The organism is Streptomyces tanashiensis (assembly GCF_014648895.1).
Taxonomy (GTDB): domain Bacteria; phylum Actinomycetota; class Actinomycetes; order Streptomycetales; family Streptomycetaceae; genus Streptomyces; species Streptomyces tanashiensis.
This window is the reverse complement of record NZ_BMRZ01000003.1, coordinates 525,261-550,849: the sequence shown is the minus strand read 5'-3', so window position 1 is coordinate 550,849 and position 25,589 is coordinate 525,261. Positions and strand designations below refer to the sequence as shown.

Genomic DNA, 25,589 nt, shown 5'->3' with positions numbered 1-25,589 from the left:
ATGCGTATCGGCGAGATCGCCGCGCTCGTCGGGGTCACCCCCCGGGCCGTGCGGCACTACCACCAGTCGGGGCTGCTCCCCGAGCCCGCGCGGCGGGCCAACGGGTACCGGGAGTACGGGGTCCGGGACGCCGTCCTGCTCGCCCGGATCCGGCGGCTGACCGAGCTGGGACTCGGCCTCGACGAGGTACGCGACGTGCTCGCGGACGACGAGGGACGGGGGCTCGTGGAGGTCCTGGAGGAGCTGGAGGCCGACCTGGCCCGGCAGGAGGCGGTGATCCGGGAGCGCCGGGAGCGCCTCGCCCCGCTCCTCGCCGAGGCCCGGGCCGGGCGCCTGCCCGCCGAGGGCCCCGTCTCCCCGGAGCTTGCGGCACTGCTCGCCGGTCTGGGCGAGCTGCCCGAGTCCCCGATGGCGGCGAAGGACCGGGAGATCCTGGCCCTGCTCGACGCCGTGGCCCCCGAGGACGAGCGGGCCCGGCTGATGGAGCTGATGCGCGACGTGGCGGGCAGCGCGCGGGAGCTGTACGGGCTCCTCGACGCCCTCGCCGACGCGGCGCCGGACGACCCCCGGGTGGAGGAGGCGGCCCGCGCCCTGGCCGCCGTCCTGCCGGACGGCATCGCCGTGGAGCTGCCCCCGGAGGGCGCGGGCGGCCTCGCCGACACGTTCTTCGCGGACCTCGCACCGGCCCAGTCGACGGCGGTACGGCGGGCGGTGGACCTGGTGGCGACACGAAGGGCCGAGGACGGCACGGCGGCCGAGGACGGCACGGCGGCCGAGGACGGCACGGAACGAGGGGAGGCGGACCGATGAGGCACACGAAGCGGGTGGCGGGCGCGGGGGCGGTAACGGCTGCGGGCACCGCCTCGGGTGCGCCCCGCGGCGGTGGTGCGTCGCGGGGTCGCGTGCTGCGGGTTCTGCGCGGGGGCGCGTACGCCGCGCTCCCCGCCGAGCTCGTGCTCTTCGTCTGCCTGCTCGCCGGGGTGCGGATCCCCGGGGCCGTGCTCCTCGCCGGGGAGCTGCTCGTGCTGGGGCTCCTCTCCGCCGAGGCACTCGTGTTCTTCCGGATGCGGCGCCGCGGGCTGTCCGCGCGGGAGGCCCTGGCCGAGCTGGTGCCCGAGCCGGTCCTGCGGCTCCTGGGGCACGAGGTGCGGCTCATGGTGAGCCTCGGGCGGTGGGTCGCGCGGCGGCCGGACGGGGTGGCGGGCGCGGACGGCGTGTTCCCGCACGCCCGGGACCAGGCGGCGCTGATGTACGGCTTCGCGTTCGTGTGCGTGGTCGAGACGGTCGGCATGTCGTACCTGCTCGCCGAGTGGCCCCTCGTCCACGGGGCCGTCCTCGTCCTGGACGTCTACACCGTGCTCTTCGTCCTGGGGCTGCACGCCGCCTCCGTGACCCGCCCGCACACGCTCACCGGTGACGTCCTGCGGCTGCGGCAGGCGGCCCACGTGGACGTGCGCGTCCCGCTCGGCCGGATCGCGCACGTCCGGCGCGAGTCCCTCTTCTCGCACGAGAAGAGGGACGGCGAGCTGAACCTCGCCGTCGGCTCCCAGACCTCCGTCACGATCGAGCTGACGGAGCCGGTCGACGCGCCCCGGCTGCTCGGCGCGCCCCGTCCCGTGCGGCTGATCCGGGTCCACGCCGACGACCCGCGCACGCTCGTACGGGACATCACGCGGGCGCGAACAGCACCTTCGCCGACCCAGGGTCCGCTTCCGACAGCCTGACCCGCAGCCACTCCCCCAGCGGCAGCTTCGCCGCCCCGCCCTCGATCCGGGCGACGACCGCCGGGTCCTCCAGGTGGACGGTGCCGACGGACGGTTCGTGGTCCTTCACGTCGATGACGTACGCGTCGAAGATCTCGCCGACCCGTTCCCTCAGAAGCGCGGCCTCGACGATGTCGACGCTCTCGCGTTCGACGGTGTTGGCGCGGCGGGCGCCGGTGGCCATCTCGTCGGGGAGGGCGGGCAGGGCGGCCCGCACCCACTCGGGCGGCTCGTCCCCGGCGACGGCCGCCACGCACAGCTCGCCCGCGTACCGGTCGACGAGGCGGCGCAGCGGCGCGGTGCAGTGGGTGTACTCGTCGGCGACGGCGGCGTGGACGGCGGGGGTGGGGACGTGGCCGTCGGTGAAGACGGTGTAGCCGGCGCCGCGCAGCAGCGTGGTGCACTCCTGGAGGAACGCGGCGTGGCGGGGGTTCGTGGGGTCGGCGGAGCGGACGACGTCGGCGTACGAGACGTGGTGCGGCCAGTCGACGCCGAGGGCGTGGGCGGAGCGGCGCAGCCGGGCGACGGCGCCGTCGGGGGCGGTGGGGAGGGTGCGCAGGATGCCGGTGCCGGCGGCGGTCATGAGGTCGGCGGCGGCCATGCCCGTGAGCAGGGAGATCTGGGCGTTCCAGGCGTCGGCGGGGAGCGGGGCCCGGTAGGCGAGGGAGTAGGTGTGGTCGGTCTCGACGATCTCCTGCTCGGGGACGTTGAGGGAGATCCCGCCGCGTTCGGTTTCGAGGGCCTCGCGGAGCCGGCCGATGTCCCGGAGGAGGGCGAGCGGTTCCTCGGCCGTCCCGTCGTCGATCTCGCGCTGCACGCCCGCGTAGTCGAGCCGGGCGCGGCTGCGGACGAGGGCACGGCGGACGTCGGTGGCGACGCGGCGCCCTTCGGCGTCGAGGTCGATGCGCCAGAGCAGGGCGGGTCGGGGTTCGCCGGGGAGGAGGCTGGCGGCGCCCTCGGAGAGGACGGCGGGGTGGAGGGGGACCCTGCCGTCGGGGAAGTAGAGGGTGAGGACGCGCCGGTGGGCCTCGGCGTCGAGCGCGCCGCCGGGGGTGACGAAGGCGGCGACGTCGGCGATGGCGTAGTGGACGCGGTAGCCGCCGTCGGCCCGGCGGGCGAGGTGCATGGCCTGGTCGAGGTCGGTGGAGGCGGGCGGGTCGATCGTGAAGAACGGCAGGTCGGTGGCGTCGTACGAGGGGAGCCGGGGCGCCTTCGCCGCTGCCTCGGCCTCGGCGAGGACGGCGGGCGGGAAGTCCTCGGGGATCGCGAGCTCGGTACGGAGTGCGCGCAGGGCGGCCCGCAGCGGAGCCTCGGCTGCGCCGGTCACGTGGATGTGGCGGCGGGGCATGGACCGAGCGTATGAGCTGGGGCGGTGTGCGGCACCTCGTAGGCTGGACGACCGGGGCCGCACCCCCATCCCCGTACGGACGAAGGAGAACCACCGTGCTCGTGCTGTTGCCGCCCTCCGAAGGCAAGGCCTCCTCGGGGCGCGGGGCGCCGCTGAAGCCGGAGTCGCTGTCCCTGCCGGGGCTCGCGGAGGCGCGGGCGGCGGTCCTGGACGAGCTGGTCGAGCTGTGCGCGGCCGACGAGGAGAAGGCGCGCGAGGTGCTCGGCCTGAGCGAGGGGCTGCGTGGCGAGGTCGCGAAGAACACGGAGCTGCGGACGGCGGGCGCGCGTCCGGCCGGGGAGATCTACACGGGCGTGCTGTACGACGCGCTGGGTCTGGCGACGCTGGACGCGGCGGCCCGGAAGCGGGCGGGGAGCTCGCTGCTCGTGTTCTCGGGGCTGTGGGGCGCGGTGAGGGTGACGGACCGCATCCCGTCGTACCGCTGCTCGATGGGGGTGAAGCTGCCGGGCCTCGGCGCGCTGGGCGGGCACTGGCGGACCGCGATGGCGGACGTGCTGCCGGAGGCGGCCGGGGACGGGCTCGTCCTGGACCTGCGCTCGGCGGCGTACGCGTCGGCGTGGAAGCCGAAGGGGGAGCTCGCGGCGAGGACGGCGACGGTGCGGGTGTTGCACGCGCCGACCCGGAAGGTCGTCAGCCACTTCAACAAGGCGACGAAGGGCCGGATCGTGCGGAGCCTCCTGGAGTCGGGTGCGGAGCCGGGTTCGCCGGCGGCGCTCGCGGAGGCGCTGCGGGATCTGGGGTACGTGGTGGAGGAGGGCGGGAAGGCGGGGGCCCTGGACGTGCTCGTGGACGAGATCCACTAGCTCCTGTTGCACCCTCCGCAACGCTCGTTGCGGGTGACGCTCGCCCTGGGCAGGATGACGCCCATGACGAGCGTGTTCGACCTTGCCCCGGAAGCCCGTGCCGCAACCCGTGCCGCAGCCCGGGTGGTCCCCGTCGTCGTGGTCGAGGACGCCGCCGACGCCGTGCCCCTGGCGCGGGCCCTGGTGGCCGGCGGACTGCCGCTGATCGAGGTCACCCTGCGCACCCCGGCCGCGCTCGACGCCGTCCGCGCGATCGCGGCCGAGGTGCCGGAGGCGGTCGTCGGCGCGGGCACCGTCGTCTCGCCGGCCGGGGTCGCGGACGCGGTGCGCGCCGGGGCGCGCTTCCTGGTCAGCCCGGGGTGGACCCGGCGCCTGCTCGGCGCGATGCGGGACTCGGGCGTGCCGTTCCTGCCGGGGGTCTCGACGACCTCGGAGGTGGTGACCCTCCTCGAACAGGGGGTGGAGGACATGAAGTTCTTCCCGGCCGAGGCCGCGGGCGGCGTCCCGTATCTGAAGTCCCTCGCGGGCCCGCTCCCCCGGGCCCGCTTCTGTCCCACGGGCGGCATCTCCCTCGCCTCCGCCCCCGCCTACCTCGCCCTGCCGAACGTGGGCTGCGTCGGCGGTACGTGGATGCTGCCGCCCGAGGCCCTCGCGGCCCGCGAGTGGTCCCGGGTGGAGTCCCTCGCACGCGGCGCTGCGGCGCTGGGGGCGCCGGTCAGCCGGTGAACGTCACGCCGAGGTGGTCGGTGACGGGCCGGTAGCCGAGGCGCTGGTAGAGGGCGTTGCTCGTGGGGTTGGACAGGTCCGTGAAGAGCAGGACCTGCGCCACGCCGCCGTCGAGCGCGGCCCGGCTGACGGCCTCGGTGACACCGGCCGCGTACCCCCGGCCGCGCTCGGCGGGCGGGGTGTAGACGAGATGGACGCGGGCCTGACCCTCGATCGTGCGGGAGACGGCGGCCATCGACACCGGGCGGCCGTCGGGCCCCTCCCAGAGCCACAGCCGTCCCTCGGAGGTCCGCTCGGTGACGAAGCCGGTGTAGTCCTCGGCGGGCTCGTCCCCGATGGCCACCGCGAACTCCGTCGTCCAGGCGGCGACGAGCGGGACGTCCGCCTCGGTGGCGGCCCGGCCCCGGCCGGCCGGGGCCGGGTCCGGCGGGGTCAGCTCGCCGAGCCGGAAGAGCCGCATGCGGACGGTGGGCGCCCAGGGCCGGCCGGTGGCCTCCGCGTACGCCTCGACGGCGGCCGTCTCGCCGCGCACCTCCGTCGCCCGCTCGCCCCCGGGGAGGACGAGCGCGCGGGCCGCCTCCTCCGTCATCGCCCCGAAGGCGGGCACGCCGGGCGGCGCCACCGCGAGGACGCCGGTGACCCGGCCGTCCGCCTCTTCCCACCAGCCGAGCCGCCCGGCCGTGTCCATGAGCGTGAGCACGGCGGTGTTACGGGCGGGATCGGCGGCGAGATGCTCTGCGGCGGCGGCCCGGAAGGCGGCGGCGCTGTCGGTGAAGGACCACGTCATGCGGGAGATGGTGGTACGGGGGCGGACCCCCGCACCACCCTCCGCCCGTCTCAGCCCCGCAGGTGCGAGGTGTCGTTGAGGAGCCGCACGGACGCGTTGCCGTCGGCGTAGTAGGCCACGGCCGAGATCGAGGCGGCCGACAGCTCCATCCGGAACAGCGACTCCGGCGGGGCGCCGAGCGCGAGCCGGACCAGGGTCTTGATCGGCGTGACGTGGGTGACGAGGAGGACCGTGCGGCCCGCGTACGCGGCGGTCAGCCGGTCCCGGGTCGCGGCGACGCGCCGGGCGACGGTCGCGAAGCTCTCGCCTCCGCCGGTCGGCGCGGCCTTCGGCGAGGCCAGCCAGGCGTCGAGGTCCTCCGGGTGGCGCTCGCGCACCTCGCCGAAGGTCAGGCCCTCCCAGGCGCCGAAGTCGGTCTCCCGCAGCCCCTGCTCGATCCGTACGTCGAGGCCGAGCCGGGCGGCGACGGCACCGGCGGTCTGGCGGCAGCGGGTGAGCGGCGAGCTGACGATCTCCTGGATCGTGCCCCGCGCGGCGAGGGCCTCGGCGACGGCCTCGGCCTGCCGCAGTCCGGCCGCCGACAGCTCGGGGTCGCTCCCCCCGCTGCCGGAGAACCGCTTCTCGGGCGTGAGCGCGGTCTCCCCGTGCCGCAGCAGCACGAACGTCGCCGGCGCACCCATGTCGGGCCCGGCCCACCCCTGGCGGGGGGCGGCGGGCACCTGCGGCCGAGCGGCCGGGGCGGTCGCGCGGTCGGCGGCCGAAACCGGGGCGGTGGCACGGCCTGCGGCCGGAGCCGGGGCGGTCGCGCGGTCGGCGGCCGAAACCGGGGCGGTGGCACGGCCTGCGGCCGGAGCCGGGGCAGTCGCGTGGCCGGCGGCCGAAGCCGGGGCGGTCGCGTGGCCGGCGGCCGGAGCCAAGGCGGTGGTACCGCCCGGCGCGGGCGCGGCGCCCTCGGTGGCGTCCGCGCCGACGCCCGGAGCCGCGGCGCGTGCCGCCGGGCCGTCGGTGGCCGGCGCGTGGGCGCGCGCCGCGTGGCCCACCGGGGCCAGAGCGCCCGCCTCGGCCTCGAAGTCGCCGGACGCCACCGAGGCCGTGACGGCCTCCTCGGCGGCGAACAGGCCGTCGTCAGAGCCCGCGTCAGGACCTGCGTCGGGGGTCGCCGGGCGCGACACGGCGCCCGGCCAGGCGCCCGGGCCCGTCGCGGAACCGGCCGGTGCCCCGGCCCGGGTCCCGGCGGTCGGTCCCGTCGCCGCGCCCGTGGCCGTACCGCCGGATGTCGCCGTCCCGCCGGCCGTGGCCGTACCGCCGCCACCCGAGGACCCGGCGAGCGCCGCTCGGGCTCTCGCCGCGCCCGCCGTCGCGTCGCCGGGAGGGCCCGACGGGGGCGGGGCCGCGGCGTTGCGCGCGGCGGAGGCGTCCAGGCCGGCCGTGGAGGCGGAGGGCTCCCACTGGCGGCCCCGCTTGCCCGCGTCCATCGCCTCGTTCGCGAGCCGGTCCGCGTGCTTGTTCCGCTCGCGCGGGATCCACTCGTAGCGGACCCGGCCCGCGGGGAAGACCCGCCCGGCCTCGGCCGCGAGCGGCTTCATGTCGGGGTGCTTGATCTTCCAGCGGCCGGACATCTGCTCGACGACCAGCTTGGAGTCCATGCGGACGTGGACGGTGGCGTCCGGGAACAGCTCCCGGGCCGCCTTCAGGCCCGCCACCAGGCCCTTGTACTCGGCGACGTTGTTCGTGGCCACCCCGATGTACTCGGCGGCCTCCGCCAGGGTCTCCCCCGTCGCCGGGTCGAGGACGACCGCGCCGTAGCCGGCGGGCCCCGGGTTGCCCCGGGAGCCGCCGTCCGCCTCGACCACGACCTCGCGCATTACAGGCCGGACTCCGCGGTGCGGACGAGGATCCGGCGGCAGTTCTCGCACCGGACGACCGTGTCCTTGGCGGCGGCGCGCACCTCGTTGAGCTCGGTGATGTTGAGCTCGATGTGGCAGCCCTCGCACTTGCGCTGGTACAGCCGGGCCGCGCCGACGCCGCCCTGCTGCTCGCGCAGCTTCTCGTACAGCTTGATCAGGTCGGCCGGGACGGAGCCCGCGACGAGCTCGCGCTCCTTGGTGACGGAGGCGGCCTCGACGTCCAGCTCGGACTGGGCGGCGTCACGCCGGGCGGTGGCGTCGTCGGTCTTGGCCTGGACGGCGGAGACGCGCTCGGTCAGCTCGGCGAGGCGCTCCTGGACGGACTCGCGGCGCTCCATGACCTCCAGGACGATCTCCTCCAGGTCACCCTGGCGCTTGGCGAGGGAGACGATCTCGCGCTGGAGGTTCTCCAGGTCCTTCGGGGAGGAGACGGCGCCGGAGTCGAGCCGCTGCTGGTCGCGCGCGGCGCGCTGGCGGACCTGGTCGACGTCCTGCTCGGCCTTGGTCTGCTCGCGGCCGCAGTCGCTCTCCTCGGTCTGCGCGGCGACGAGCAGGTCGCGCAGCTGGGTGAGGTCCTTGGTCAGCGCCTCGATCTCGGCGTGCTCGGGCAGCGAGCGGCGCTTGTGGGCGAGCTGCTGGAGGCGGACGTCCAGGGCCTGGACGTCGAGGAGGCGGATCTGGTCGGCGGGCGCGGCGTTCAGTTGGGGGCTCCAGGGGAGGTGTGGTGGGAGGACCAGGGGTCGGTGACCGTCTTCGAGACGTGGACGCGGAGGTCCCAGCCGTGGCGGTCGGAAATCTCGTCGAGCTGGGCGGCGGCCTGCTCGCACCAGGGCCATTCGGTGGCCCAGTGCGCGGCGTCGACCAGAGCCAGCGGGGACTGCTGGGTGGCCTCGGAGACCGGGTGGTGGCGCAGGTCGGCGGTGAGGAAGGCGTCGACGCCCGCGGCCCGTACGGCGTCGAAGAGGCCGTCGCCGGAGCCGCCGCTGACGGCGACGCGGCGCAGGATCATGCCGGGGTCGCCGGCGACGCGGATGCCCTGCGCGGTGGCGGGCAGCCGCTTGGCGGCGCGGGCGGCGAACTCGGCGAGGGTCTCGGGGTGGTCCAGCTCGCAGATCCGGCCGAGGTTGCTCTCGGGGACGAGGGGGCCGGTGACCCGGAGGTCGAGCGCGCCGGCGAGGGCGTCGGAGACGCCGGGGTCGGCGGTGTCGGCGTTGGTGTGGGCGACGTGGAGGGCGATGTCGTGCTTGATGAGCGTGTGCACGACGCGGCCCTTGAAGTGGCCGGCCGCGACCGTCGTCGTCCCGCGCAGGTAGAGCGGGTGGTGGGTGACGATCAGGTCGGCGCCGAGGGCGACGGCCTCGTCGGCGATCTCCTGGACGGGGTCGACGGCGAAGAGGACGCGGTTCACCTCGGCGTCGGGGTCGCCGCAGACGGTGCCGACGGCGTCCCAGGACTCTGCTCGCTCTGGTGGCCAGAGGGCGTCGAGCTCGGCGATGACTTCAGACAGACGGGGCACGAGGGAAAGGCTACCTGTCCCCCGCGCCCCGCCGTCCGGGCCTGTGGATGACTCCGGGAGCCCGGGCTACTTCTTCACGAGGTCGGCGCGCAGGTCGTCGAGGACGCTGTTCGCGGCCGTGACGCCGAGGCCGAGGTACCAGGTCTCGTCCGGGACGTCCTTGGCCCGGCCGGCCTTGACCGCGGAGAGGTTCTTCCAGAGCGGGTTGGCCTGGGCGGTGTCCTTCTTGGTGGCCTTGGCGTCGCCGTAGACGCCGGTGAAGATCCAGTCGGCGTCGGCCTCGTCGATCTTCTCGGGGCTGATCTCGGCGGCCAGCTCGTCGACCTGCTGGTTCTTCGGCCGGGGCAGGCCGGTGTCCTCCAGGATGGTGCCGATGAAGGAGGCCTTGGCGTAGAGGCGGATCTTGCCGGGGAGGTAGCGGACCATGGAGACGGTCGGCTTGTCCGGGCCGATGTCCGTGCCGAGCTGCTTCGCCTTGGTCTCGTAGGCGGCGAGCTTCGCCTTCGCCTCGTCGGTCCTGTCGAGCGCGGCGGCGTTGAGGAGGTAGTTCTCCTTCCAGGTGAAGCCCGGGCGGATGGAGAACACGGTCGGCGCGATCTTCGACAGCTCGTCGTACTTGTCGGCGGCGCGCAGCTGGCTGCCGAGGATGAGGTCGGGCTGGAGGTTGGCGATGGCCTCCAGGTTGAGGTTGTTGATGGTGCCGACGGACTTCGGGGTGCCGGCGTCCTTCTCGAGGTAGCCGGGGATGCCGTCGTCGCCCTCGGAGGGGGCGTAGCCGACGGGCTGGATGCCGAGGGAGACGACGTTGTCGAGCTCGCCGACGTCGAGCACGACGACCCGCTTGGGGGCGGCCTTGAGCTCGGTCGTGCCGAGGGCGTGGGTGAGGGTGCGCGGGAACTGGCCCGGCTTGGCGTCGGTGCCCATGGCCGCGGTCTTGGCGGCGGCGTCGCCGAAGTCCTTGCCGCCGGTGGCGACGTCCTTCTTCTTGGCGGAATCCTCCTTCTTCGCGGGGTCGGAGGACCCGTCGCCGCCTCCGCAGGCCGCGAGCGAGAGCGCGGCGGCGAGGGCGACGACGGCGGCGGTGCCGCGGCGGCGGAGGGACATGAGAAGGCTCCTGTACGGGTCGTCCTGGCGGGGACTTGCGCGGAAACGTGTGCGACCGACCGGAGCCACAGGCTCCGCTTAGGTTCGCCTTACCTTACTCACCACGGGCCACTCCAGCACAACCGCCCCCTCCCCCTCAGCCGAACCGCCGCAGGGCCACCCTTATGTGTGAAGTGACCCTGCTCGTGTTGTTCGGCTGGAAGTGCGAAAACTAGCTTCGTGGCCGGAGGTGACGAGTCGATGACAGCGTGTGCCATCGAGACCCCGGCCGAGGACGGCGACCGCGACCCCGGTGCGGCCTGGCCGGCGGGGTTCACGATCACGGCCGACGGCGCGTACGCGGCCAGGCTCGCGGGCGCCGGCGACGCCCTGTACGTGGAGAGGTGGACCCTCGACGGCCCGGAGCCGTACGCCGTCCCGCTCCCTCTCGGCCAGCCGGAGGAGGCCGGCACCCAGCTGCTGCCCCTCGCGGACGGCAGGGTCCTCGTCGCCCGCCGCGTGGACGGGCGGCGGAACACGTTCTCGCTGCTCTACCCCACCGGCCCGGCCACCGGCGAGCTCCGGCTCGGCGCGGTGGAGGCACCCGGCTCCGAGCACCTCGTGCTGCTCCCGCCCTCGCCGGACGGCATCTGCGCGTACGCGATGTGCGTCGGCCCCGACACGACCACCCTGTGGCTGGTGGCGGGCGGGGCCTTCGGCCCGGAGCGGGTCGCGGAGGTCAGGGGCCGCTGCACGGGCGGGGTGTGGCTCGACCGCACGGGCCGGATGCTCGCGCTCGACCGGCGGCTCGGCGACGGGCCGGTGAAGGCCGTCGCCGTCGACCTGGAGCGGGGCGGGGAGGTGACGCCGCTGCTCCAGATCACCGAGGGGAGCGACGACCGGCTGCTGCTCGCGGACCCGGACAGCGGGCTGCTCCTGATCCGCTCCGACGCGCCGTCCCCGGGCCACGACCGGCTCGGCTGGGGCGTCCTCGGGAGCCTGCTGCCGGTGCGGTTCCCCGAGTGCCTGCGGCTCGACGACGCGGCGGTGACGCCGTTCGCGGTCCAGCCGGGGCAGGTGCTGATGCCGGAGGGCTGCGCGGTGGCGCTGCGGATCGACGCGGCGGGCGGCAGCTGGGTGGGCGCCTGGCGGCCCTCGTCCCGCCGGATGGCCCAGCTGGCCGCCCCGCAGGGCTGGCTGGCCGGGGCGGGCCTGTGGACGGCCGAGGGCGTGCTGCGGCTGCCGTACGCGACGGACGAGGTGCCGTGCGGGCTCGCCGGACTGGAGATCCCGCCGGAGCCCGAGCCCGTGGTGGTCGTCGAGGAGCCCCGGGTGTGCCGTCCGGTGCCCCTGCAGCAGGCTCCCCTGACGGACCGTGGACCCGCCGCTGGTTAGACTCACGGCCGCACAGCAAGAGCAAGACGTACGGGGTGAGTTCCAGCATGTCGGAAGCAAGCACGGACGGTACGGAGTCGAACGGCTCCGGGAAGCACCGCGGCCAGGCGTCGCCGGCGGAGGACTCCACGTCCTCGCCGCACGGCCGGCACCGCCGCGAGGCCGACGCCCACGCGCAGTAGGAGAAGAGACGAGCAGGGCCCCGGGGTCTCCCCCGGGGCCCTGCTCCTTCCCCACCACCCCCGTGGCTCAGCCCTTCTTCAGACCCAGCACCTCCGTCGCCGCGAAGGTCTCGCCCGCCGGGCGGGACGCGTAGTGCGGGGTCAGGAGGGAGTCCAGCTCCTCGTACGTGAACGCCTCCTTGGCCGTGTCGAACTTGGCCGAGACCTTCGGCCGGTCCACGACCGCCACCATCCCGCCGTGCACGACGAGCAGCTGTCCGTTGACCCCGGCCGCCGCCGGGGACGCCAGATAGCCGACGAGCGGCGCCACGTGTTCAGGGGACAGCGGGTCGAGCTCGCCCTCCGCCGGCTCCCCGAAGCCCGCGAAGACGTCCTCGGTCATCCGGGTCCTGGCCCGCGGGCAGATCGCGTTGGCCGTCACGCCGTACCGGGCGAGCGCCAGCGCCGACGAGGTGGTCAGGCCCACGATGCCGCCCTTGGCCGCCGCGTAGTTGGGCTGACCGGCCGAGCCCGCGAGGAAGGCCTCGGACGAGGTGTTGACGATGCGGCCGTAGACGCCGGTCTCACCCGCCTTGGAGCGGCCCCGCCAGTGCACCGCCGCGAAGTGGGTGGTGTTGAAGTGGCCCTTGAGGTGGACCCGTACGACCGAGTCCCACTCGTCCTCGCTCATCGAGAAGACCATCCGGTCGCGCAGGATGCCCGCGTTGTTGACCAGGACGTCCAGCTTCCCGAACTCGGCCACCGCCAGGTCGACCAGGGCCCGCGCCGTCTCGAAGTCGGAGACGTCGCCGAGGTGCGCGACCGCCCGGCCGCCCGCCGCGCGGATCTCCGCCGCGACCTCCTCGGCGGGTGCGGCGGAGGCCGCGCCCGAGCCGTCGCGGCCGGGCTGCCCGTAGTCGTTGACGACGACGGCGGCGCCGAGCCGCGCCAGTTCCAGGGCCTCGGCGCGGCCGAGACCGCGCCCGGCGCCGGTGACGATCGCGCTCAGGCCCTCAAGGGGGAGTGACATCTCGCAGAAGTCCTCTCAGATCTCGATGCAGGTACGGAGGGCCGCGCCGGTCCGCATCTGCTCCAGGGCCTCGTTGATCCCCGCCAGCGGCACCCGGTGGGTGATGAGCGACTCCAGGTCGATGCGGCCGGCCCGCCAGAGCGCGATGGCCCGCTCGTAGGAGCGGAGCACGTCCCCGCCGCCGTACATGGAGGGCAGGATCCGCTTCTCGTCGAAGAACAGCTCGAACATGTTGAGCTGGAGGTTGTCGTCCATCGCGCCCGCGCCGACGACGCAGAGGGTGCCGCCGCGCCGGGTCGTCTCGTACGCCGTCCGCGCGGTGGCGGACTTTCCGACGACCTCGAAGACGTAGTCGAAGCCCTCGCCGGCGGTGATCCGCTGCTTGGCGTCGGCGAGCGCCTCCGGGGCGACCGCCTCGGTGGCGCCGAACCTGAGCGCGGCCTCGCGCCGGGACTCGACGGGGTCGACGGCGACGATCTGGGCGGCGCCCTGGAGCTTGGCGCCCTGGATCGCGGAGATGCCGACGCCGCCGCAGCCGATGACGGCGACCGACGAACCGGCCTCCACCCTGGCCGTGTTGATGGCGGCGCCGAGACCGGTGGTGACGCCGCAGCCGATGAGGGCGGCGATGTCGAAGGGCACGTCGTCGGGGATCGGGACGGCGCAGCCCGCGTCGACGACGACCTCCTCGGTGAAGGTGCCGGTGCCCGCGAAGCCGAAGACGTCGCCGCCGGGGCGCTTGAAGTTGGGCGTGCCGGCGTTCATGAAGCCCGCCAGGCACAGCTGGGTCTGGCCGCGCCTGCAGGACGGACAGCTGCCGCAGGCGGGCAGCCAGCAGAGCAGGACCCGCTGGCCCTGATCGAGGCCGGTGACGCCGTCGCCGACGTCGAGGATCTCGCCGGCGCCCTCGTGGCCGGGGATGAAGGGGGCGGGCTGCGGGAGGACGCCGCTCATCGCGGAGACGTCGGAGTGGCACAGTCCGGTGGCCCTCACCCGGATCCGCACCTTGCCCGGGCCGAAGCCCACCGCCTCGACGTCGTCGAGGACTTCGAGTTTGTCCTGGCCGATCTCGTGCAGTACGGCTGCGCGCATGGTGCGGCTCCAATCAGGCGATCAGGAGTGTTCGACGAGGGTGTCGGCGAGGACCGGGGCGTCGTCGCGCTCCACGGCCGTCACCGCCACCTGGACGCGGCCGTCCCCGGCCCACATCCGGATGCGCAGGGTCTCGCCCGGGAAGACGATCCCGGCGAAGCGCGTGCGGTACGAGCGGACCCGGGCGACGTCCCCGCCGAGCACCGTGTCCACCACCGCCTTGAGGGTCATGCCGTACGAGCAGAGCCCGTGCAGGATCGGCCGGTCGAAGCCGGCGAGCTTGGCGAACTCGGGGTCGGCGTGGAGCGGGTTCCAGTCGCCGGAGAGCCGGTAGAGCAGGGCCTGCTCCTCGCGGATCGGCCGTTCGACGGTGGCGTCGGGCGCGCGGTCCGGGAGCGCGAGGCGCTCGGAGGGTCCGCGGTCGCCGCCCCAGCCGCCCTCCCCCCGTACGAAGATCGAGGCGTCGCTGGTCCACAGCGGCCCGTCCTCGTCGGCGGCCTCGGAGCGCAGGACGAGGACGGCGGCCTTGCCCTTGTCGTACACGGCGGCGACGCGGGAGGTGGAGACGGCCCGGCCGCCGGTGGGCAGGGGGCGGTGGAGGGTGATCGACTGGCCGCCGTGCAGGACGGCGGCGAGGTCGATGTCGATGCCGGGGGCGGAGAGCCCTCCGACGACCCCCATGCCGGCGCCGGCGACGGTGGCGAAGCTGGGCAGGACGTGGAGCCGGGACTCCAGGGTGTAGCGGAGCTCGTCGGGATCGGTCGCGGGGGTGCCCGCTCCGAGGCCCAGGTGGTAGAGCTGGACGTCCTTGTGGTCCCAGGAGATCTCGGCGCTGCGGGGTTCGGCGGCGACGGCCTTTGCGGGGTCGATGGGCATCGGGCTGCTGCTCCTCGTGGCGGTGAAGACCTCGGCGCGGCCGTCCGCACCGTCGGCCGCACCGAGGCCGTGCGGGGACCGTCCCGTACGCGGCCGTTCTAGAACGCGTTCTAGGTCGGTGGACCCCATGTATAGCCGAGGCGGAGGAAGTTGTGAACCCTCCCGGACACAGCCAACTGACGGTACGTCAGAAACCGCACCCGGGACATTTGTCACGGCCAGGTCCGTACATCCACGCCTGCCGGGCCCGGCCCCCGATTCGTAGCGTCGTACCCATGAAGAACGAGACAGCGGTCGCCTTCACCGGAGTCACCCGGCACTTCGGACCGGTCCGCGCCGTGGACGGCATCGACCTCACCATCCGGCGCGGCGAGACCGTCGCCCTCCTCGGCCGCAACGGCGCCGGCAAGTCCACCACCATCGGCCTGCTCCTCGGCCTCGACGAGCCCGACGGCGGCGAGGTGCGGCTCTTCGGCGACACCCCGGCCCGCGCCGTCGCGGCCGGCCGGACCGGCGCGATGCTCCAGGACGGCCGCCCGGTCCCCCGGGTCACCGTCCGCGAACTCGTCACCTTCGTCGCCCGCACCTACCCGGAGCCCCTGCCGGTCGCCGAGGCCCTCGCCCTCGCCGGCCTCACCGAACTCGCCGGCCGCCGGGTCGACCGCCTCTCCGGCGGGCAGGTCCAGCGCGTCCGCTTCGCCGTGGCCCTCGCCGGCAACCCCGAACTCATCGTCCTCGACGAGCCCACCGCCGCCCTCGACGTCGAGGCCCGCGAGGCCTTCTGGGACTCGATGCGCGGCTACGCCCGGCGTGGCAACACCGTGCTCTTCTCCACCCACTACCTGGAGGAGGCCGACGCCCACGCCGACCGGATCGTCGTCATCGACTCCGGCCGCGTCCTCGCCGACGGCACCGGCGAGGAGCTCAAGCGCGCGGCCGGCGGCAGCCTCGTCGCCTTCGACCTGGCCGGCGGCCCCAGCGAGGGCCTCGACCTGCTCCCCGGAGTGACGTCCCTCGAGATCCGCGGCGACCGCGCCCGGCTCCACACCGACGACTCCGACGCGACCGTCCGCGCGCTCGCCGAGCGGGACGCGATCCGGGGCCTCGAAGTCGCCCCCGTCTCCCTCAACGACGCCTTCCTCGCCCTCACCGCGCGCGCCCCGGGCGCGCACACCCGCCCCCTGGAGACGACCCGATGATCACCGAGTACGTACGCCTCGAAGTCCGCCGCACCCTGCGCGACACCGGCTTCGCCATCGGCACCGTCGCCGTCCCCGTGATGATGTACCTCCTCTTCACCAACCTCGGCGGCCAGAACGAGGAGGCGTGGAGGACCGCCTCCATGGTCGGCATGGCGGCGTACGGGGCGCTCGGCGCCGCGCTGTCGGTCGGCCCCGGTGTCGCCGAGGACAAGTCCTCCGGCTGGCTGCGGCAGCTGCGGATCACCCCGATGACCCCGCGGCAGGTCGTCACCGGCCGCGCCCTCACCGGCTCGGTGGTCGTCCTCCCGGCCATCGTCGGCGTCCTCCTCGCCGGCGGCCTCGTCAACGGCGTCCACCTGGCGGCCTGGCAGTGGGCCGCGGTCTCCCTCACCCTCTGGCTCGGCTCGCTCCCCTTCACCCTCCTCGGCATCGGCAACGGCTACCGGCTCACCGCCCAGACGACCGGGGTCGTGAACATCGCCTGCAACCTGGGCCTCGCCGTCCTCGGCGGCCTGTGGTTCCCGGTGAGCCTCTTCCCCGGCTGGCTCCGCTCCCTCTCCGCGTACACCCCGACCAACCGCTTCGCCGAGCTCGGCGTCTCGATCGCCGACGGACACGCCCCGGCCGCGGCGGCGCTCGCGGTCGTCGCCGTCTGGGCGGCGCTCTTCGGCGCGTACGCGACGGTCTCGTACCGTCGTTCGGCGAAGACGGCGTAGGGAGTGGGACATGAGGATCCGGCAGCTGTGCAGTGCGGCGGGGCGGCGCCACGACCGGGGGCCGAGCGGGCTGAGCCTTCTCCCCTGGCTCCTGATGGGCGTGGGCGCCCTCTCCCACCTCCTCGGCGGCGAGGCGCCCAACCCCTGGATCGGCGGCCTCGGCCTGCTCGCCTTCAACTCGGTCTACATCGCGATCGTGTTCCGCGCCTTCGACCCGCGCAGCCGGGAGACCCCCCTGACCTGGGGGCTCCTCATCGCCCTCGGGGCCCTCACCTTCGGTCTCGCCGTCGGGTACGGCCGGGAATGGCTGCTCCTCTTCCCGCTCATGGGCCTCGGGGTCGGCGCGGTGGTGCGGCGCGGCCGGCTCCTTCCCGTGATCGCGTTCCCGCTGGTCCTCGCGGTCGGGGCGGTGACCTTCTGGAGGGACGGCTGGAACTCCATCGGGATCGTGTACGGCACGTTCATCTCGATCATGGTGACGGCGGCGATCCTCGCGCTCGACGAGACGATCCGGCAGCTGCGGGCGACCCGGGAGGAGCTGGCGAGGGCGGCCGTCGAGAAGGAGCGCCTGCGGTTCTCCCGCGACCTGCACGACCTGCTCGGCCACACCCTGTCGGTGATCGTCGTGAAGTCGGAGGTCGTCCGCCGGCTCGCCCCGCACGACCTGGACGCCGCCCTCGCGCAGGTCGCGGACATCGAGTCGGTCGGCCGTCAGGCGCTCACCGAGATCCGGGAGGCGGTGACCGGATACCGCGAGGGCAGCCTCGCCACCGAGCTGGACCGGGCGCGCGACGCGCTGTCCTCGGCCGGCATCGAACCGGTGGTCCGCCGCTCGGGCCCGCTCCTGGAACCCCAGACGGAGGCCCTGCTGAGCTGGGTGGTGCGGGAGTCGGCGACGAACGCGGTACGCCACAGCGGCGCGTCCCGCTGCGAGATCGACCTCTCCGGCTCGGCCGACCGGGTCCGCCTCACCGTCACGGACGACGGCCGGGGCCCGGTGAACGGCACCCCGGGGAGCGGACTGCGCGGACTGCGCGAGCGTGTCGCCGCGGCAGGCGGCACTCTTGACTCGGGACCGGCTCCGCGGGGCGGGTTCCGGGTCACCGCGGAACTCCCCGTGGAGACCCCGGGCGAGCACGAGGGGGAACCGACGGAATGATCAGAGTCCTGCTGGCCGAGGACCAGGGCATGATGCGCGGCGCCCTGGCGCTGCTGCTCGGCATGGAGCCGGACATCGAGGTCGTCGCCCAGGTGGGACGCGGGGACGAGATCGTCGACGCGGCCCTGCTCGCCCGCCCCGACGTGGCCCTCCTCGACATCGAACTTCCCGGCCGCTCGGGCCTCGACGCGGCGGCGGACCTGCGGACCGAGGCCCCGGACTGCCGGGTCCTCATCCTCACCACCTTCGGCCGCCCCGGCTACCTGCGCCGCGCGATGGAGGCGGGCGCGGCGGGCTTCCTCGTGAAGGACGGCCCCGTGGAGGAACTGGCCGAGGCGGTCCGACGGGCCCTGCGCGGCGAGACGGTCATCGACCCGGCCCTCGCGGCGGCGGCCCTGAGCGCGGGCCCGAACCCCCTGACGGGCCGCGAACGGGACGCGCTGGCGGCCTCGGTGGACGGCGCGACGATCGCGGACATCGCCGCGTCCCTGCACCTCTCGGAGTCCACGGTCCGCAACTACCTCTCGTCGGCGATCGGCAAGACGGGCACGCGCAACAGGATGGAAGCGGTACGGGCGGCCCGGCGGCAGGGGTGGCTGTAGGGGAACGTAGTCTGGCCGTGAAGGACCGGCACGACCGAGGCGGACATCATGGACGAGGACACGGGGAATTCGCCTGCGGAAAGCGGCGAGGCGCATCGGAACTCGCACCGCCAGGCGCTGCGGCACGCCCTCGAGGTCGATGTGAGATCCGCTGTGATCGGCGCCGGGGCGACCGCGATCGCGCTCACCGTGGTCTTCGTCTTCCTGGGACCGGGATGGGGTTCGGCCGTCGCCGGAATCGTCGCGGGATGGTTCCTCATCGCCCTGATCGTGGTCCTGCTGCGCGGCGGGCGCGGAAAGGACGCGGCCCGGCGCGCCTTCATCGCCACATTCGGCTGGGGCGAGTGGATCTGAAGCGCCCGCCGCGTTCGGGATTTCCACTCAGCCGGCGAGTCTGCTCGCCACCAGGTCGTGATGTTCGGGAAGAATTCCCAGCAGAATCTCGCGCTGCGCCGACTCGCACACGAGGATCTCGGCCCGCGGGCTGAGCGACACCGCCTCGCGCGGAGTGACCCGGCGGGCCTCCACGACGCGGAGATCGTCGGGAAGGCGCACGGGGGACCTGCCACGGAAGGGCTTCCACACAAGCCCGTCCTCGGCGAGAACGAGCCGGCCGGCCCTCCATCGGCCGCCCTGTCCGGCTTCTCTGTACATGCAGGAGACCTCGGCCGGTCTTCCGTCCGCTCCGGAAGCGGATCGGCGCTGTCGCCGACGCACCAGCCAGCCCACGAAGAGGGCGAGGACGGCGAAAAATCCGAATTCGATCATGTGTAGCTTCCACCGGGTCGAAGGAGCGATGAGCGTATACCTGACGGCTGAAGGAGACGGGCCCCGGGTCGTCCGACCCGGGGCCCGTCAGTTCGCTTTCCTAGAGCATCAGGTCCTTGAAGAAGGAACCGAGACGGCCCCTGTACTCCTTGAACTGAAGGCGTCCGAGGCCCGCGAAGAGCGGGTCATAGCCCCGCCTGCTCCCGAGGCGCTGCGGATACATGTTCACCGGCTTCGGCCCCTTCCACAGGGCCCCCAGCATTCCTCGCCCGAAGGTGGCTCCCAGGATGATTCCCTTCGCTTCCGCCTTCGCTGTGGGGAGCAGGTACTGCGTGGCCCCCTTCTTCCGGTCCTCCTCGGAGGCGACGGCCATGTGGGCGCCCAGGCCGGCGACGAACAGCGCGCCCGCGCCGACCACGAACAGGCCCGCACCGCAGGCGACCGAGGCGATGCACGCGGCGGTACCGGCCACCGCGGCCAAGGTGACGAGTTTGTCCACGCCGCTGTGCTTCCACCAGTCCAGGCTGGCGTACTTGTTCGTCCACTGCTCTTCGACGAAGTTGTCCCAGGCGTCGTTGAAGTTTCCGCTGACCAGGTTCCGGAGGACGCCGGCCTTCTGGCGCTTCTCCGCCGCGGCGGCAGCGGCGGCGGCCGCCGCCCGCTCCGCCTCGATGTCGGCCATGCTCCGCCCGCCGCCGTAGCCCGCGTCCTTGCAGTCGGGGTCCTTGGCGCAGGCCTGCTGGACCCGCTGCTTCTCCTTGACGTACCCGGGGGCGAGCGTGCCGCCGACCGCGGCCGTCACCTTCTCGTAGTTCTTCCCGTAGTCGACGTTCTTGAGCTCGCCCTTGCTTCCGAAGGTGCAGGTGTACTGACCGCTGCGGCACTCCTCGTACGCCTCGCCCGTGGGGTCGGAGAAGGTCACGGGGTTGTTGATGCTGTAGCTGTAGCCGTTGAGCGTCTGCGGCCTGTACGGCTCCAGGAGCGGGTCGACGCTGATGAACTGCCCGATGACCGGGTCGTACTCCCGCGCACCGACGTGGGTGAGCCCGGTGGTGGCGTCACTGGTCATGCCCAGGAATCCCTTGTCGGTCGGCCACGTGCCGACCGAGCCGCCGCGGGTCCCTCCGAAGGGGGCGAGACGGCGCTTGGTCACCGTCTGCGACGCGTCGGCGGAGACGCTGAGGCTCTGGGTCTCATGGTGATCGCCGGCGAGGAAGAACAGCTTGTTCTGCCCGCTCTCGTTCGTGCGGACGGCGACCGTCATGTCCTCGGTGCCGTAGGTGCGCTGAGCCCACGCCGACTTGTCGGTACGGACGTGCAGCTCGGTGGCACCCGCGTAGAGGACCTGCTCGCCGCCGTCCGTGGTGCGGACCAGCAGCTCGCCGTCTGCGTCGTAGAGGTAGCCGGTCTTCCTGCCGCTCTCGGTGAGCGTGCCGAGCTGCCCCTCCTCGGACCACACGAGGTCCTGCCGGCCCGTGGCGCCCGGGCGCTTGGTGGTGTTTCCGGTGCCGTCGTAGCCGTAGACCCTGTCCTGGGCCGGGTCGGCCGTGCCGCACTCGGTGCGGGTCGTGGTGAAGCGCAGGGCGTGCGGCTGCGCGGCGGGGGTGTAGCAGTACGTCGTCGTGGTGTTGCCCGCGGCGGCGTGCTGGGTCTCGGTCTCCCGCTGGCCCCCCTGGTTGTACGTGTACGACGTCCAGTACGGCGCCGGGCCGGACAGCTTGTTCGCGTCCCGGGTGTCGGCGCACTTCTGGGACGCGGGGGTCCAGGCTTCGACGAGGCGGCGGTGGCCGTCATAGGCGAAGCACTGGGTCTCGGCGCTGGTGGTGCCGCCGAGGACGGTGGGGTCGGTGATCGAGGTGACGTTGCCGGCCTGGTCGAAGGTGTAGTTGAGGTCCTGCAGCATGTACGGGTGCGTCTGGTCCGTGACGTTGCTGTTGGTCAGACGACCGGTGCCGGGCTCGTAGGTGTTGGTGACGTAGACGTTCCGGTCACCGGTGCCGCCCATGCCGAGGGTGAGCTGCTGGAGCTGGGCGGTCGCGGAGTAGTCGGCGTTCTGCAGGTAGCCGGTGAGCCCCTTGACCGAGGTGACCTGACCGAGGTCGCCGTAGCCGAACTTGATCGTCTCGGCCGCGAGCCCGCCCAGGGCGGGCTCGGACACGCTGTCCGTCGTCCCGTCGATGCGGTACGCCGTGGTGTACGAGAGCTTGCCTCCGGGGACCGACGCCGTGATGGGGTCCGTGGCCGGGAGCGTCAGCTCCGTGGCCGTCGGGCGGCTCAGCGCGTCGTACTCGGTGAAGGCCTTGGTGTAGGCCGCCCCGGTCTCGCCACCGACATAGCGGGTCGAGGTGGCCGGGAGGCCCTTGGCCGGTGCGTCGTACGTGCGCTTCGTGAGCAGGTTGGCGGGTGTCGCCGTACCGGACCAGGTGGCCGTGGGACGGTTGATCGAGTCGTAGGCGGTGACGACGGACTTTCCGCCCGCCGTGGTCTTCACCGGCCGGTCGACGGCGTCGTAATCCGTGAGGGTGTCGCCCTTGTCCGGGTCGCCCGCCTTCTTCTGGCGGCCGAACAGGTCGTACGAGTACGTCCACGAGGCGCCGTCCGGGCCGGTGACCCGGGTCTGCTTGCCGTCCAGGGCGTACTGGAACTTCGTCGAGGTGTACGAGGAGCCGAGCGTGGCCCCGTACTCGGTGTCGGCGGGGCTGGACCCGGCGTAGGCGCGGGTCTCGGTGGTCCGGCCGCGGGCATCGGTGATCGTACGGGTCGCCGATCCACCGGCGAGCGCCGTGGTCGCCACCGAGTCACCGGTGTAGCTGGTGGTGACCGCCGACTTGTTCACGCCGAAGACGAGCAGGCTGCTGGAGACGACCCGCTCGGCGCCGTCGAACACCGCGAGGCCCTGCTTGGGTGCCTCTCCGTACTCGGCCCGCGTGTAGGTGCTGTTCGGGGTGCTGGTCGTGTCGAAGATGTCCGAGTACGTCTCGTACGCCAGGCCGCGCGTGTCGTAGCGGGTGTCCGTCAGGATCCGGCCGCCCTGCGGGGTCGGCATCTGCGTCTGCAGCGGACGCAGCTGCGAGTCGTAGATCGCGTAGCTGGTCCTGTACGACTCGCCGTCGGCCTTCAGGGTCGACGTGGAGACCCAGGACTGCTTGGTGTTGCTGAGGTTGTAGGCGAACCTGCTGTTGGGGCTCTGGGTGCCGCGCGCACGGTTGGGCAGCCAGACGTCGGTCAGACGGCCCAGCGCGTCGTAGGCGAACTCCGTCTTCTTCAGGTTCGCGTCGTAGGTGCGCAGCGGCACCATGCGGCGCGGGTCGAGGAACGTGACGGTCTGGTGGGCCTTGGCGTTGGTGCTGACCGTCTTGGTCAGCGGGCCCGCGTCGACGGGCGTGTACGCCGTGGTCGTCGCGTTGCCCGCGGCGTCGGTGACCTTGGTGGGCCGGCCGAGCGTGTCGTAGGCCCTCGTGGTGCCGGTGTCCCAGGTGACCGCTCCACCGGTGCCGTACGCCTTCGCGCGGCTGGTCCAGGTCGCGAGGCCCTTCGTCGGCTTCATCGTGGTCGACCACGCCAGGTCGTCGTAGGCGGTCGCCGTGTCCGAGAGGACGTTGCCGCGGGTGCCGTCGGCGGCCTCCAGCTTCAGGTCGGCCTCCGTGAACGAGCAGCCCAGGGCCACCGTGCGCACACGGGAGACGAGGCTGTTCAGGCCTGCGGTGTCGTTGTCGGCGTACCAGGTCTGCGTGCAGGTCTCGTCGCCGGTCTTGCCGAGGTCCCCGGAGTCGAGGCTCTTGACGGTACGGCCCTTGTCGTCGAAGTCGATGGTTTCGACGGCGCCCGAGCGCCACGTTCCCGCGGCGGTCAGATGGGTGTAGTTCGTGGTCTTCTTCGTCCGGGAGAAGCGGGCCACGTGATCGCCCGAGTCCGGCACGTCCGTCTGTCGGGCGGTCTCCTGCGACCAGGGGTCGGTGACCGTGGCCGAGATCGCCGTCGCGCCGTCGTAGGTGACCTGCTCGCGCAGCGTCCCCGAGTGGACGTCGCTGTCCTGGACGGCGGCGACGCCGATGGCCGGCTGGTTCAGCGGGGCGACCGACACGGACTTGGTGGTGTTGTCCTTGTTCTTGTCCCCGTGCATGCCCTGCATGTAGAGGGAGACCGTCTTGGAGCGTGGGGTGACGTTGCGCGACCCCTTGTAGACGGTGACCTCGCGGTAGCCGCGCCAGTCGGACCAGGTCCGCTCGGCCTTCTTGGTGAAGGGGTCGTCGTTGTAGTGCCAGGCGGCGCCGCTGTAGACGTACTCGTTCTCGACGGCGTCGTTCTGACCGGCCGGGTCGGAGGTGAGCACGCTGAGGACGCGGTACTTGTGGAACCAGTCGACGGACGCGTTCTGAGCGCCGTTGATGTTCCAGTACTGCGGGTAGCAGCTACGGGTGTTGGAGTCCTGCGGTGCGGTGAGCACCTGGCTGCGGACGCATTCCGGGGCCGACAGGGCGACCGTGGTGATCGCGCCGGTCTCCGAGGTGATCGTGGAGATCCGGGGGCGGGTCAGCGGGAGGATGTCGTCCGTGCCGTCCACGCGGTTCGGTCGCATCTGGTACGTGAACGACACCGGGTTCATCTCGATGGCGGTGCCGGCCTTGGCCGTCCGCTTGATGCTCTGCAGCGCCAGGACCTGGTCGGAGGTGTCACCGATGTCGCCGCCGTCGAGGAACTGCTGGCCGAACTCCCACGTGTCGACGGGGTCGTACACGCTGGTGGCCGCGTTCCAGGAGGAGGTGCTGATGCTCGTGAGCCGCTTCCGCGTGAAGAACGCCGGAGAGTCGGAGAGGCACTCGGTGGAGTCCTTGGCGCAGATCGCGTCGAAGGGCACGTCCGGCCAGTTGTCGGCCGTCGCCTTCGTCAGCGACGTGCAGTCCGCCGCCGTGCAGCGCTCGGCGTAGCCGAAGGCCACCTTGGCATCCGCGTCGTCGGTGAAGAGGGCACCCTTGCGCAGGCCGTACTTGACCTCCGTCAGTCGTCCGCTGCGGATGTACTCGGCATCCGCCTTGGTGCCCTTGTTCTTCTTGTAGTAGTTCGCGTCCTTGGCGTACCAGTAGGTCGCGGCGTTGCCCTGGGTGTCCTCGACGTAGTCGAGGTTCCAGCGCCAGGCCTGGGGCACGGAACGGCCGGCGAAGCTGGTGCCGGCGCTGTAGCCGGGCTCACCGCTGTCGTCGCCGAAGACGGGCACGGTCCAGGTCGAGTTGGTGCGCTGGGTGGTGGCCCCGTCGAGCTTGTCCTGGCCGAAGACGTACTTCGTACCGTCGCCGGTGACGACCGTCCAGTACTCGCCGTCGTCGTCGCCGTTGGTGGCGCCGGTGAGGCGGGTCACCTTCGAGGCGTCGTCGTTCTCCAGCTTCCAGACCCCGGCCGTGGCGGTCTTCACCAGGCGGGAGGACTTGCCGTTGAGCACGAGACGCGCGTTGTCGTACAGCCAGCAGCGGTCGAAGACGTCCGCCTGGCCGTCGTCGTCACAGCTGCCGTACGACCGCTCGACGTACGACTCGGTCAGGGAGAACCCCTCACCCACCGAGGTGGGCTGGTTGTTGGTCGTGGCGGTGCGACCGTCGATGCTCCCCGAGTCGTAGGAGAGGGTGAAGGACGGCGCGGGGCCCGCCGCCGCCGCCGGCAGGGCGAACCCGTAGGTCCATCCGAAAGAACCGGAGTTGTTGCCCGCCGCCCACGAGGACGAGGATGCCAGCGGCGTCGCGCTGTAGTCGCCCGTGCCCTTCCCCGACTGGCCGCCGGAGGCGGTCAGCGCCATCACCGTGGCGCCGGCCGTGGAAGCCGTCGCGAGCTGGGTCGCGGGGCCGGTGGGTGTGGCGGCGAGAGGGATCTCCGCCGAGACGACCTGTCCGGCCGCGTCGTTGTGCGAGGCGAGCGGGGTCTGGGTCCGGCACTCCGCCTTCTGGGGCGTGGTCAGGGCGCACGCCGGAAGCTGGACGAGGTGCAGGCGGCCGGACCAGCCGCCGCCGATGGCGGAGGCGAAGGCACCGTAGTCGACGCCGATACGGGCCTTGCCGGCCTTGGCGGTCTCCGCGGTGAGGACGACGCCGGCGATGCCGAGCCTGTCCGCCGCCGACTGGTCGAGGACCGTGACCGTGGCATCCGTGCCCGCCTGGACCCCGGCCTTGCCGCCGGCGGGGACGAGGCTGACGGGGAGGCCTCCCGGGGAGGCGTTGACCGCGGTGCCGGAGAGCGTCAGGTCGGCCGCGCCGGACTTCGGCCAGACGCCTCCGCGCTGCTGCTCGCCACGGGCGCGCAGCGCCTGGGCGGTGTTGTCCCGCAGGTCCTTGGCGACCTGTTCGCGGGCCTTCCTGGCTCCGAGACCGGCGACGGGAGCGACCTTGCTGACCCGCTGCTGGGGCAGGTCGGGGCGACCGAGACCGCCCTTCCCGCCGTCGGCGGCCACGACCGGTGTGAGACCGATCGGTATCGAGAGCGCCACGGTGAGCGGCAGCACCACGAGCGCACGGCGGCGCCTGCGGCGGGCTCTGCCCTGCCGTGATTCCGAACTATCCACGCCGATTACCACAGATACTCTTCCCCACCCTTTGACGAAGTGTGAACG

At 73.2% G+C, this 25,589-nt stretch carries 22 protein-coding genes; 11 read left to right on the top strand and 11 right to left on the bottom strand.

The window, feature by feature from the left end; genetic code table 11:
* The gene (locus IE237_RS13120; RefSeq protein WP_189802081.1) at nucleotides 1-810 is read left to right on the top strand and encodes a MerR family transcriptional regulator; all 810 of its coding nucleotides are present in this window, start codon (nucleotides 1-3) and stop codon (nucleotides 808-810) included.
* The gene (locus IE237_RS13115; protein ID WP_229842641.1) at nucleotides 807-1,724 is read left to right on the top strand and encodes a hypothetical protein; all 918 of its coding nucleotides are present in this window, start codon (nucleotides 807-809) and stop codon (nucleotides 1,722-1,724) included. Before IE237_RS13120 ends, IE237_RS13115 begins: the two co-directional genes overlap by 4 nt.
* Here IE237_RS13115 and IE237_RS13110 read toward each other — a convergent pair.
* A complete protein-coding gene (locus IE237_RS13110) occupies nucleotides 1,669-3,111 on the bottom strand; it encodes an RNB domain-containing ribonuclease (protein ID WP_189802080.1) in 1,443 nt (480 codons plus the stop codon). The genes IE237_RS13115 and IE237_RS13110 overlap by 56 nt on opposite strands.
* Before the next feature lie 95 nt (nucleotides 3,112-3,206).
* On the opposite strand from IE237_RS13110, the gene yaaA reads away from it, so the two are divergent.
* The gene (gene yaaA, locus IE237_RS13105; protein WP_189802079.1) at nucleotides 3,207-3,974 is read left to right on the top strand and encodes a peroxide stress protein YaaA; all 768 of its coding nucleotides are present in this window, start codon (nucleotides 3,207-3,209) and stop codon (nucleotides 3,972-3,974) included.
* Between the two features lie 63 nt (nucleotides 3,975-4,037).
* Nucleotides 4,038-4,700 (top strand): bifunctional 4-hydroxy-2-oxoglutarate aldolase/2-dehydro-3-deoxy-phosphogluconate aldolase, encoded by a 663-nt coding sequence (eda, locus tag IE237_RS13100; RefSeq protein WP_189802078.1) that lies wholly within the window; start codon nucleotides 4,038-4,040, stop codon nucleotides 4,698-4,700.
* Here the strand turns inward: eda and IE237_RS13095 are convergent.
* From IE237_RS13095 to IE237_RS13075, 5 genes are all read right to left on the bottom strand, one after another.
* On the bottom strand, nucleotides 4,690-5,487 hold the full coding sequence (locus IE237_RS13095; RefSeq protein WP_189802077.1) for a GNAT family N-acetyltransferase: 798 nt from the start codon (nucleotides 5,485-5,487) through the stop codon (nucleotides 4,690-4,692). The genes eda and IE237_RS13095 overlap by 11 nt on opposite strands.
* Nucleotides 5,488-5,537: 50 nt before the next feature.
* Nucleotides 5,538-7,352, bottom strand: a complete 1,815-nt coding sequence (locus IE237_RS13090; RefSeq protein WP_189802076.1) for a bifunctional RNase H/acid phosphatase — start codon at nucleotides 7,350-7,352, stop codon at nucleotides 5,538-5,540.
* Nucleotides 7,352-8,095: a zinc ribbon domain-containing protein gene (locus IE237_RS13085; protein ID WP_189802563.1), complete on the bottom strand. Its 744-nt coding sequence runs from the start codon at nucleotides 8,093-8,095 to the stop codon at nucleotides 7,352-7,354. Before IE237_RS13085 ends, IE237_RS13090 begins: the two co-directional genes overlap by 1 nt.
* Nucleotides 8,092-8,910, bottom strand: coding sequence for a Nif3-like dinuclear metal center hexameric protein (locus IE237_RS13080; protein WP_189802075.1), 819 nt, complete (start codon nucleotides 8,908-8,910; stop codon nucleotides 8,092-8,094). Before IE237_RS13080 ends, IE237_RS13085 begins: the two co-directional genes overlap by 4 nt.
* Before the next feature lie 66 nt (nucleotides 8,911-8,976).
* Entirely contained in the window at nucleotides 8,977-10,014 is a 1,038-nt protein-coding gene (locus IE237_RS13075; protein WP_189802074.1) for an ABC transporter substrate-binding protein, read from the bottom strand.
* 240 nt (nucleotides 10,015-10,254) lie between these two features.
* Between IE237_RS13075 and IE237_RS13070 the strand changes: the two genes are divergently transcribed.
* Nucleotides 10,255-11,388, top strand: coding sequence for a hypothetical protein (locus IE237_RS13070; RefSeq protein ID WP_189802073.1), 1,134 nt, complete (start codon nucleotides 10,255-10,257; stop codon nucleotides 11,386-11,388).
* A 47-nt stretch (nucleotides 11,389-11,435) separates the two neighbouring features.
* Nucleotides 11,436-11,570, top strand: coding sequence for a hypothetical protein (locus tag IE237_RS41315; protein WP_268253694.1), 135 nt, complete (start codon nucleotides 11,436-11,438; stop codon nucleotides 11,568-11,570).
* 67 nt (nucleotides 11,571-11,637) lie between these two features.
* Here IE237_RS41315 and IE237_RS13065 read toward each other — a convergent pair whose 3' ends face one another.
* From IE237_RS13065 to chsH3, 3 genes are read right to left on the bottom strand one after another with little or no spacing between them, the layout of a single operon-like run.
* A complete protein-coding gene (locus tag IE237_RS13065) occupies nucleotides 11,638-12,579 on the bottom strand; it encodes a 3-oxoacyl-ACP reductase (protein WP_189802072.1) in 942 nt (313 codons plus the stop codon).
* A 15-nt stretch (nucleotides 12,580-12,594) separates the two neighbouring features.
* The gene (locus IE237_RS13060) at nucleotides 12,595-13,671 is read right to left on the bottom strand and encodes a Zn-dependent alcohol dehydrogenase (protein ID WP_189802071.1); all 1,077 of its coding nucleotides are present in this window, start codon (nucleotides 13,669-13,671) and stop codon (nucleotides 12,595-12,597) included.
* A 21-nt stretch (nucleotides 13,672-13,692) separates the two neighbouring features.
* The gene (gene chsH3 / locus IE237_RS13055; RefSeq protein ID WP_189802070.1) at nucleotides 13,693-14,547 is read right to left on the bottom strand and encodes an enoyl-CoA hydratase ChsH3; all 855 of its coding nucleotides are present in this window, start codon (nucleotides 14,545-14,547) and stop codon (nucleotides 13,693-13,695) included.
* Nucleotides 14,548-14,822: 275 nt separating this feature from the next.
* Here chsH3 and IE237_RS13050 point away from each other — a divergent pair, with 275 nt between their 5' ends.
* Genes IE237_RS13050 through IE237_RS13030 form a run of 5 tightly spaced genes read left to right on the top strand, consistent with a single transcriptional unit; the run spans nucleotide 14,823 to nucleotide 18,580 of the window.
* A complete protein-coding gene (locus IE237_RS13050; protein ID WP_189802069.1) occupies nucleotides 14,823-15,746 on the top strand; it encodes an ABC transporter ATP-binding protein in 924 nt (307 codons plus the stop codon).
* Nucleotides 15,743-16,465, top strand: coding sequence for an ABC transporter permease (locus IE237_RS13045; protein ID WP_370468175.1), 723 nt, complete (start codon nucleotides 15,743-15,745; stop codon nucleotides 16,463-16,465). The genes IE237_RS13050 and IE237_RS13045 overlap by 4 nt, the downstream gene beginning before the upstream one ends.
* Before the next feature lie 10 nt (nucleotides 16,466-16,475).
* Entirely contained in the window at nucleotides 16,476-17,624 is a 1,149-nt protein-coding gene (locus IE237_RS13040) for a sensor histidine kinase (protein ID WP_189802068.1), read from the top strand.
* Nucleotides 17,621-18,226 (top strand): response regulator transcription factor, encoded by a 606-nt coding sequence (locus tag IE237_RS13035; protein WP_189802067.1) that lies wholly within the window; start codon nucleotides 17,621-17,623, stop codon nucleotides 18,224-18,226. Before IE237_RS13040 ends, IE237_RS13035 begins: the two co-directional genes overlap by 4 nt.
* A 48-nt stretch (nucleotides 18,227-18,274) precedes the next feature.
* Entirely contained in the window at nucleotides 18,275-18,580 is a 306-nt protein-coding gene (locus IE237_RS13030) for a hypothetical protein (RefSeq protein ID WP_229842640.1), read from the top strand.
* A gap of 27 nt (nucleotides 18,581-18,607) precedes the next feature.
* On the opposite strand, the gene IE237_RS13025 is transcribed toward IE237_RS13030, so the two are convergent.
* Both IE237_RS13025 and IE237_RS13020 read right to left on the bottom strand, forming a co-directional pair.
* The gene (locus IE237_RS13025) at nucleotides 18,608-18,880 is read right to left on the bottom strand and encodes a hypothetical protein (RefSeq protein WP_308433071.1); all 273 of its coding nucleotides are present in this window, start codon (nucleotides 18,878-18,880) and stop codon (nucleotides 18,608-18,610) included.
* 214 nt (nucleotides 18,881-19,094) lie between these two features.
* Nucleotides 19,095-25,541 (bottom strand): RHS repeat domain-containing protein, encoded by a 6,447-nt coding sequence (locus tag IE237_RS13020; protein ID WP_440862286.1) that lies wholly within the window; start codon nucleotides 25,539-25,541, stop codon nucleotides 19,095-19,097.
* Nucleotides 25,542-25,589: the final 48 nt, after the last annotated feature.

Coding starts and splice junctions, on each gene's coding strand:
- chsH3 (WP_189802070.1), bottom strand. CDS start 14,547: ATGCCCATCGACCCCGCAAAGGCCGTCGCCGCCGAACCCCGCAGCGCC.
- eda (WP_189802078.1), top strand. CDS start 4,038: ATGACGAGCGTGTTCGACCTTGCCCCGGAAGCCCGTGCCGCAACCCGT.
- IE237_RS13025 (WP_308433071.1), bottom strand. CDS start 18,880: ATGTACAGAGAAGCCGGACAGGGCGGCCGATGGAGGGCCGGCCGGCTC.
- IE237_RS13040 (WP_189802068.1), top strand. CDS start 16,476: ATGAGGATCCGGCAGCTGTGCAGTGCGGCGGGGCGGCGCCACGACCGG.
- IE237_RS13070 (WP_189802073.1), top strand. CDS start 10,255: ATGACAGCGTGTGCCATCGAGACCCCGGCCGAGGACGGCGACCGCGAC.
- IE237_RS13110 (WP_189802080.1), bottom strand. CDS start 3,111: ATGCCCCGCCGCCACATCCACGTGACCGGCGCAGCCGAGGCTCCGCTG.
- IE237_RS13120 (WP_189802081.1), top strand. CDS start 1: ATGCGTATCGGCGAGATCGCCGCGCTCGTCGGGGTCACCCCCCGGGCC.
- IE237_RS13095 (WP_189802077.1), bottom strand. CDS start 5,487: ATGACGTGGTCCTTCACCGACAGCGCCGCCGCCTTCCGGGCCGCCGCC.
- IE237_RS41315 (WP_268253694.1), top strand. CDS start 11,436: ATGTCGGAAGCAAGCACGGACGGTACGGAGTCGAACGGCTCCGGGAAG.
- IE237_RS13090 (WP_189802076.1), bottom strand. CDS start 7,352: ATGCGCGAGGTCGTGGTCGAGGCGGACGGCGGCTCCCGGGGCAACCCG.
- IE237_RS13050 (WP_189802069.1), top strand. CDS start 14,823: ATGAAGAACGAGACAGCGGTCGCCTTCACCGGAGTCACCCGGCACTTC.
- IE237_RS13030 (WP_229842640.1), top strand. CDS start 18,275: ATGGACGAGGACACGGGGAATTCGCCTGCGGAAAGCGGCGAGGCGCAT.
- IE237_RS13065 (WP_189802072.1), bottom strand. CDS start 12,579: ATGTCACTCCCCCTTGAGGGCCTGAGCGCGATCGTCACCGGCGCCGGG.
- IE237_RS13060 (WP_189802071.1), bottom strand. CDS start 13,671: ATGCGCGCAGCCGTACTGCACGAGATCGGCCAGGACAAACTCGAAGTC.
- IE237_RS13115 (WP_229842641.1), top strand. CDS start 807: ATGAGGCACACGAAGCGGGTGGCGGGCGCGGGGGCGGTAACGGCTGCG.
- IE237_RS13035 (WP_189802067.1), top strand. CDS start 17,621: ATGATCAGAGTCCTGCTGGCCGAGGACCAGGGCATGATGCGCGGCGCC.
- IE237_RS13075 (WP_189802074.1), bottom strand. CDS start 10,014: ATGTCCCTCCGCCGCCGCGGCACCGCCGCCGTCGTCGCCCTCGCCGCC.
- IE237_RS13045 (WP_370468175.1), top strand. CDS start 15,743: ATGATCACCGAGTACGTACGCCTCGAAGTCCGCCGCACCCTGCGCGAC.